Origin of the sequence: Rhizorhabdus sp. (genome assembly GCF_018006725.1) — a bacterium.
Taxonomy (GTDB): domain Bacteria; phylum Pseudomonadota; class Alphaproteobacteria; order Sphingomonadales; family Sphingomonadaceae; genus Rhizorhabdus.
This window is the reverse complement of sequence record NZ_JAGMXV010000028.1, coordinates 25,938-32,827: the sequence shown is the minus strand read 5'-3', so window position 1 is coordinate 32,827 and position 6,890 is coordinate 25,938. Positions and strand designations below refer to the sequence as shown.

Genomic DNA, 6,890 nt, shown 5'->3' with positions numbered 1-6,890 from the left:
TCTATGGCGCGCGCCATCATGACAGCGCAGATCATCATCGCCGTGCCGAAGGGCCGCATCCTCAAAGAGGTGCTGCCGATGTTCGCGCATATCGGCATCGTGCCCGAGCCGGCCTTTGGCGACGAGGACAGCCGTCTGCTCCGCTTCGCCACGAATCGGGCCGACATCGGCCTGATCCGGGTGCGTGCCTTCGACGTCGCGACATTCGTCGCCCATGGTGCAGCACAGCTGGGCATCGTCGGATCGGACGTTCTGATGGAGTTCGACTATTCCGAACTCTACGCGCCGGTCGATCTCGACATCGGCCATTGCCGCATCTCGGTGGCCGAGCCGGTCGCGATGGCGGAGGGCGACGACCCGCGCGAGTGGAGCCATGTCCGCGTCGCCACCAAATATCCCAACATCACCCGCCGCCACTTCGAGGCGCGGGGCGTGCAGGCCGAATGCGTCAAACTCAACGGGGCGATGGAGATCGCGCCGGTGCTGGGCCTGTCGAGCCGCATCGTCGACCTCGTGTCGACCGGCCGGACGCTCAAGGACAATGGCCTGGCCGAGGTGGAGAAGATCGCCGACATCTCGTCGCGGCTGATCGTCAACCGCGCCGCCTTCAAGACCCGCGCGGCAGAAATCGGCCCGCTGGTCGAGGGGTTCCGCGCCGCTGTGGAGCGTCGCAATGCCGCTTAGGCTCGACAGCCGCGATCCCGGTTTCGCCGAGGCCTTCACGGCGCTCGTCGAGGGACGGCGCGAGGCCGACGCCGACGTCTCGCGCGACGTTGCCGCGATCGTGGCGGATGTCCGTGCACGGGGCGATGTGGCGCTGGCCGACTATACGCAGCGCTTCGATCGCCATGATCTGGAGGCTACCGGCTGGCGCATCCCGGCGTCGGCTTGCGAAGAGGCTTTGGCCGGGCTCGATCCTGACCTGCGCGCGGCGCTCGAACTCGCTGCCGAACGCATCCGCCTGTACCACGCCGCCCAGCGTCCCGGCGATTCGAGCCGCACCGACGAGAGCGGCGTGCGCCTCGGTGCGCGCTGGACGGCGGTCGAGGCGGCCGGCCTCTATGTTCCGGGCGGGCGCGCGGCCTATCCGTCCTCGGTCCTGATGAACGCGCTGCCGGCCAAGGTCGCGGGCGTCGACCGGCTGGTGATGGTGACCCCGACGCCTGCTGGCGACGTCAATCCGCTTGTCCTGGCGGCGGCAGCCCTTGCCGGCGTCGACGAGGTGTGGCGTGTCGGTGGCGCGCAGGCGATCGCCGCGCTGGCCTACGGCACCGATCATATCCGGCCGGTCGACGTCATCGTCGGCCCCGGCAATGCCTGGGTCGCCGAGGCCAAGCGGCAGCTTTACGGGGTCGTCGGGATCGACATGGTCGCCGGCCCCTCGGAGATCGTGGTCGTGGCCGACCGCGACAATGATCCCGAATGGATCGCCGCCGACCTGCTGAGCCAGGCGGAGCATGACCCCACCAGCCAGTCGATCCTGTTCACCGACGACGCGGCCTTCGCCGATGCGGTCGCGCAGGCCGTCGAACGGCAGCTGGGCGGCCTGGCGACGGGGGAGACGGCGCGGACCAGCTGGGAGGCCAATGGCGCGATCATCACCGTCGGCTCGCTCGACGAGGTGCCGGCGCTCAGCGATCGTCTGGCGCCCGAACATCTCGAACTGGCCGTGGCCGATCCGCAGGCGCTGTTCGACCGCATCCGCCACGCCGGCTCCGTCTTTCTCGGCCGCCATGCGCCCGAAGCGGTCGGCGACTATGTCGCGGGACCGAACCATGTCCTGCCCACCGGCCGCCGGGCGCGTTTCGCGTCGGGGCTGTCGGTGCTCGATTTCATGAAGCGCACCAGCTTCATCGCCCTGGATGCGTCGGCGATCGCCGCGATCGGCCCGGCCGCCGTCGCGCTCGCCCGCGCCGAAGGGCTCCCCGCCCACGCGGCCTCGGTTGCCGCGAGACTGGAAAACAGATGACCAACGCCAAAAATGCCAATGCCAAGAATGAGCGTTCGCGCTCGCGCAGTGCCGCGCGGCTTGCCGCCGCGCAGGCGCTCTACCAGCAGGAAATGGAGGGAACGCCGCTCGCGAACCTGCTCGACGAGTTCCACCAGCATCGGCTGGGCGCGACGATCGAGGACGTCCAATATGCCCATGCCGAGATCGCCTTCTTCGACGATCTGGTAAAGGGCGTCGACGCACGCCGCGCGGAGATCGACGCCGCCATCACGGATAAGCTGGCGAGCGGCTGGTCGCTCGAGCGGCTCGATCGCCCGATGCGTCAGATCCTGCGCGTTGGCGCCTATGAGCTGATCGCGCGGCCCGACGTACCGACCGCGACCGTGATCAGCGAATATGTCGACGTCGCCGACGCCTTCTATGACAAGAAGGAAAAGGGCTTCGTCAACGGGGTGCTCGACGGGATCGCCAAGGCCGTGCGCGTGTGATCGTCGACGCGACGATCCTGTACGACCCTCTTTTCTGGCTGCTCGGTATCCCCTCGGTAATCCTGATGGGGTTGGGGAAGGGCGGCTTCATCGGCGTCGGCACGCTCGCCATCCCGCTGATGGCGCTCGTTGCTCCGCCCGTCCAGGCGGCAGCGATCCTGCTACCGCTGCTGATCGTCCAGGATGCTGTCGGCGTGTGGGCATTCCGCCACAGCTGGGATCGCCATGTGATGAAGGTCATGGTGCCCGGCGCGATCCTGGGCGTGCTGCTCGGCTATCTGTTCGCCGCCAGCCTGCGCGAAGACTGGATCCTGCTCGCGCTCGGGCTCATCTCGATCCTGTTCGGCGCGCAGCAGCTCTGGGCGGTGCGCGGTGGCCGTCCGGCACCGACTCAGCGTCTTCCCGACAGCGTCGGCGTCGCTTGCGGTGTCGCCGCTGGGCTGACCAGCCAGATCGCCCATGCCGGCGGCCCGCCCTATCAGCTCTATGTCTTCCCACAGCGGCTGGAGCGCGACGTGCTTGTCGGAACGACGGCGATCTTCTTCGCGCTGATCAACTGGGTGAAGGTGCCCGCCTATGTCGCGCTCGGCCAGTTCACCCCGGTCAACCTGCTCGCTTCGGTTGCATTGATGCCGGTGGCCATCGCCTCGACCTTTGCCGGCGTGTGGCTGGTCCGGCGGGTCCATCCGGACCGCTTCTACAATCTGGTCTATGGCCTTACGATCCTGGTCGGCGTGAAGCTGCTGTGGGATGCGCTGGCGCTGCTTCTCGCTCGCTGACTGTTCGGGTTCGGCGGCGCGGACGGACGAGGAAAGGAATAGCCGGGACATGTCCGACGAACGCCGCCTGATCGATGCGCTTCGCCCGCTCGCCGGTCATCCTGCGGCGCGTGGCCTGGCGGACGATGCCGCCGTCCTGCCGGCACCCTTTGGCCGCGACCTGGTGCTGACTCACGACATGCTGGTCGAGGGCGTTCATTATCTCGCCACCGATCCGCCCGGCGACGTCGCCTGGAAGCTGCTGGCTGTAAACCTGTCCGACCTGGCCGCGAAGGGCGCCGATCCGCTCGGCGTGCTCATGGGCTATGGGCTGACCGGCAATGGTGATTGGGATAAGGCCTTCGTCGAGGGGCTCGGCCGTGCGCTCGCCCATTTCGAGGTTCCGCTGCTCGGGGGCGATACCGTCGCGCAGCCGGCGGGCTCGGCGCGGGTGTTGGGCCTGACCGCGATCGGCCAGGCTCCTCCTGGCGGAAGCCCCGACCGGCGCGGCGCGAAGGCAGGCGACCTCCTGTTCGCGACCGGACCCATCGGTGATGCCGGGCTCGGCCTGCGCATCGCATCGGGTGAGATCGAAGGGCCTCGGCGCCTGTTCAAAGCCTATCGCCTGCCGATGCCCCGTCTCGCCGAAGGACGGGCGCTGGCCCCGCTCGCCCATGCCATGGCGGATATTTCCGACGGGCTTCTGATCGACGCGGGCCGCATAGCCAGCGCCTCCGGTCTGGCGGTCGAGATAGACCTCGACCGGGTTCCGCTGTCGACCGAATGTCGCGATTTCGGCGAGGACCGCGCAGCGCGCCTGTCCGCAGCGACCGCCGGCGACGACTATCAGCTTGTTGCCGCCATCCCGCCCGAGCATCGCGAGGCAGCCTCCGCCCACGCCGTGGAGATCGGCCGCTTCACGGTCGGTTCGGGGATCAGCCTGCGCGACAGCGATGGAAATATCCCACCCCCAATCAGGCTTGGCTTCGAACATCGGCCCGACTGATCCCGGCTTCGTCTCGCCCGCTTTACGGGTGTGCTTTGTGCAATTGTCATTCCGACAATTGTCCTAAGTCGATCGCAATTACGTCTCCGAAAAAGCGGTACTTGCGGTGTGCCAACAAGGCAGACATACAAAGCAAGCCAGGTGTCGGGACAAAAAAGGGCAGAAAAGTGCCATCCCGACACTTTGAAGAGCGAAGGGAGTTGGGATGCCTATAAATGAAGTCGCGATCGGCTGTGGGCTGCTCGCCATAGTCTACGGGTTATTCACGAGCCGGCAGGTGCTCGCTGCCTCTGCGGGCAACGAGAAGATGCAGGATATTGCAGCGGCCATTCAGGAAGGTGCGCAGGCCTATCTTGGACGCCAGTACAGGACCATCGCTATCGTCGGCGTCATCGTCGCAGCGCTGGTTCTCTATTTTCTTGGGCAGATTTCCGCGATCGGCTTCGTGATCGGTGCGCTTCTTTCGGGTGTCGCCGGCTATGTCGGCATGAACATCTCGGTCCGCGCGAATGTGCGTACGGCCGAAGCGGCCCGGACCAGCCTGCAGAGTGGCCTGACTGTGGCGTTCCGCGCCGGCGCTGTCACCGGCGTGCTGGTGGCGGGTCTCGCTTTGCTCGCGATCGCGGTCTTCTACTGGTATCTGACCGGGCCCGGCGGGCTGGCCTCCAATGACCGCATCGTGATCGACGGGCTGGTGGCACTGGCCTTCGGCGCATCGCTGATCTCGATCTTCGCGCGTCTCGGCGGCGGCATCTTCACCAAGGCCGCCGATGTCGGCGCCGATCTGGTCGGCAAGGTCGAGGCGGGCATTCCCGAGGACGATCCCCGCAACCCCGCGACCATCGCCGACAATGTGGGCGACAATGTCGGCGACTGTGCCGGCATGGCGGCCGATCTGTTCGAAACCTATGTCGTCACGGTCGGCGCGACGATGGTGCTCACCGCGCTGCTCGTCGCGGGCGATGCGATCTGGATCGGCAAGCTGATGTCGCTGCCGCTGCTGATCGGCGGTGTCTGCATCGTCACCTCGATCATCGGCACCTATATGGTCCGGCTGGGTTCCAACCAGTCGATCATGGGCGCGCTCTACAAGGGGTTCTGGACCACCGCGATCCTGTCGATCCCGGCCATCTATGTCGCCACGGCGCAGGTGCTGGGTGATCTGAACGCCCCGATCGGCGTCGCCGGAGCGAGCTTCCCGGCGATCAACCTGTTCTGGTCGGCCCTTGTCGGCCTGGCGGTGACCGGGCTGCTCGTCTGGATCACCGAATATTATACCGGGACAAACTATCGCCCGGTCCGCTCGATCGCCAAGGCGTCCGAAACCGGCCACGGCACCAACGTCATCCAGGGCCTTGCGGTCAGCCTCGAGGCCACCGCGCTGCCGACGCTCGTCATTTGCGTCGGTATCATCGTCGCCTATCAGCTGGCGGGCCTGATCGGCATCGCCTTCGGTGCGACCTCGATGCTGGCGCTGGCCGGCATGGTCGTCGCGCTCGACGCCTATGGCCCGGTCACCGACAATGCCGGCGGCATCGCCGAAATGGCGGGTCTCGACGACAGCGTGCGGGTCAAGACCGACGCGCTCGACGCGGTCGGCAACACCACCAAGGCGGTCACCAAGGGCTATGCGATCGGCTCGGCAGGTCTGGCCGCGCTGGTGCTGTTCGGTGCCTATACTACCGACCTCACCCATTATTTCCCGAACCTCGAGGTCAATTTCGGGCTCGGCAACCCCTATGTGATCGTCGGCCTGCTGCTCGGTGCGCTGCTGCCTTACATCTTTGGCGCCTTCGGCATGACCGCCGTGGGCCGTGCAGCCGGTGCCGTGGTCGAGGAAGTCCGTGCCCAGTTCCGGGAAAATCCGGGCATCATGGCGGGGACGAGCCGGCCCAATTATGCGCGCACGGTCGATCTGGTGACCAAGGCGGCGATCAAGGAGATGATCATACCGTCGCTATTGCCGGTGCTCGCCCCGATCGTGGTCTACTTCGTGATCACCCAGGTTGCGGGGCAGGCCAACGGCTTCGCCGCGCTCGGTGCGCTGTTGCTGGGCGTGATCGTCTCGGGCCTGTTCGTCGCCATCTCGATGACCTCGGGTGGTGGCGCCTGGGACAATGCCAAGAAATATATCGAGGACGGCAATCATGGCGGCAAGGGCTCCGAAGCCCATAAGGCGGCCGTGACCGGGGACACCGTCGGCGATCCCTACAAGGACACCGCCGGGCCTGCGGTCAATCCGATGATCAAGATCACCAATATCGTGGCCCTGCTTCTGCTCGCGGCGCTCGCGCACGCGGCCTGAGCACGGCCCTAACCAAGCCTAGCCAGCGCTGGCCCGTCCGGAGCAATCCGGACGGGCATTTTTTGTCAGCAGTCGGCTCGGCCCTTGCGGATCAGGTAGCGATAGACCCCGATCAGGTTGATCACGAACAGGATGATGTTTTGCATCCCGATCCCCTCGGCATCGGGCTTGAGAAAGCCCCAGGCGATCAGCGCCAGCGACGAGGTGACGAAGATGACGAAACCGAAACCCGTCCATCGCCGCCCCAGGTCGAGCGAGACGATCAGGGCAGCGATCGCTCCGGCGGCGGCCCCATAATATTGAAGTGCCATCGTCAGCATAGAGAAAGCTTTCTTTCGTCAGAGCGCGGGAGACTTGATCAACCGCCTCCGGACCGCGCCGT

General features: G+C 66.3%; 7 protein-coding genes. 6 read left to right on the top strand and 1 reads right to left on the bottom strand.

Annotated elements, in window-relative coordinates; translation table 11 throughout:
- Positions 1-18 precede the first annotated feature (18 nt).
- The 6 genes from hisG (at position 19) to KAY22_RS06525 (ending at position 6,508) form a co-directional block, all read left to right on the top strand.
- On the top strand, positions 19-684 hold the full coding sequence (gene hisG / locus KAY22_RS06550) for an ATP phosphoribosyltransferase (RefSeq protein WP_296621386.1): 666 nt from the start codon (positions 19-21) through the stop codon (positions 682-684).
- Positions 674-1,969: a histidinol dehydrogenase gene (hisD, locus tag KAY22_RS06545; protein WP_296621384.1), complete on the top strand. Its 1,296-nt coding sequence runs from the start codon at positions 674-676 to the stop codon at positions 1,967-1,969. Before hisG ends, hisD begins: the two co-directional genes overlap by 11 nt.
- Positions 1,966-2,439 carry a transcription antitermination factor NusB gene (gene nusB, locus KAY22_RS06540; protein ID WP_296621382.1) on the top strand — a complete coding sequence of 158 codons (474 nt, stop codon included), beginning with the start codon at positions 1,966-1,968 and terminating at the stop codon, positions 2,437-2,439. The genes hisD and nusB overlap by 4 nt, the downstream gene beginning before the upstream one ends.
- Positions 2,436-3,218 (top strand): sulfite exporter TauE/SafE family protein, encoded by a 783-nt coding sequence (locus KAY22_RS06535; protein ID WP_296621380.1) that lies wholly within the window; start codon positions 2,436-2,438, stop codon positions 3,216-3,218. The genes nusB and KAY22_RS06535 overlap by 4 nt, the downstream gene beginning before the upstream one ends.
- Before the next feature lie 49 nt (positions 3,219-3,267).
- The gene (gene thiL / locus KAY22_RS06530; RefSeq protein WP_296621378.1) at positions 3,268-4,203 is read left to right on the top strand and encodes a thiamine-phosphate kinase; all 936 of its coding nucleotides are present in this window, start codon (positions 3,268-3,270) and stop codon (positions 4,201-4,203) included.
- Positions 4,204-4,408: 205 nt separating this feature from the next.
- Positions 4,409-6,508, top strand: coding sequence for a sodium-translocating pyrophosphatase (locus tag KAY22_RS06525; RefSeq protein ID WP_296621376.1), 2,100 nt, complete (start codon positions 4,409-4,411; stop codon positions 6,506-6,508).
- Between the two features lie 65 nt (positions 6,509-6,573).
- On the opposite strand, the gene KAY22_RS06520 is transcribed toward KAY22_RS06525, so the two are convergent.
- Positions 6,574-6,828 (bottom strand): hypothetical protein, encoded by a 255-nt coding sequence (locus KAY22_RS06520; protein WP_296621374.1) that lies wholly within the window; start codon positions 6,826-6,828, stop codon positions 6,574-6,576.
- Positions 6,829-6,890: the final 62 nt, after the last annotated feature.

Coding starts and splice junctions, on each gene's coding strand:
- KAY22_RS06520 (WP_296621374.1), bottom strand. CDS start 6,828: ATGCTGACGATGGCACTTCAATATTATGGGGCCGCCGCCGGAGCGATC.
- hisG (WP_296621386.1), top strand. CDS start 19: ATGACAGCGCAGATCATCATCGCCGTGCCGAAGGGCCGCATCCTCAAA.
- nusB (WP_296621382.1), top strand. CDS start 1,966: ATGACCAACGCCAAAAATGCCAATGCCAAGAATGAGCGTTCGCGCTCG.
- KAY22_RS06525 (WP_296621376.1), top strand. CDS start 4,409: ATGCCTATAAATGAAGTCGCGATCGGCTGTGGGCTGCTCGCCATAGTC.
- thiL (WP_296621378.1), top strand. CDS start 3,268: ATGTCCGACGAACGCCGCCTGATCGATGCGCTTCGCCCGCTCGCCGGT.
- hisD (WP_296621384.1), top strand. CDS start 674: ATGCCGCTTAGGCTCGACAGCCGCGATCCCGGTTTCGCCGAGGCCTTC.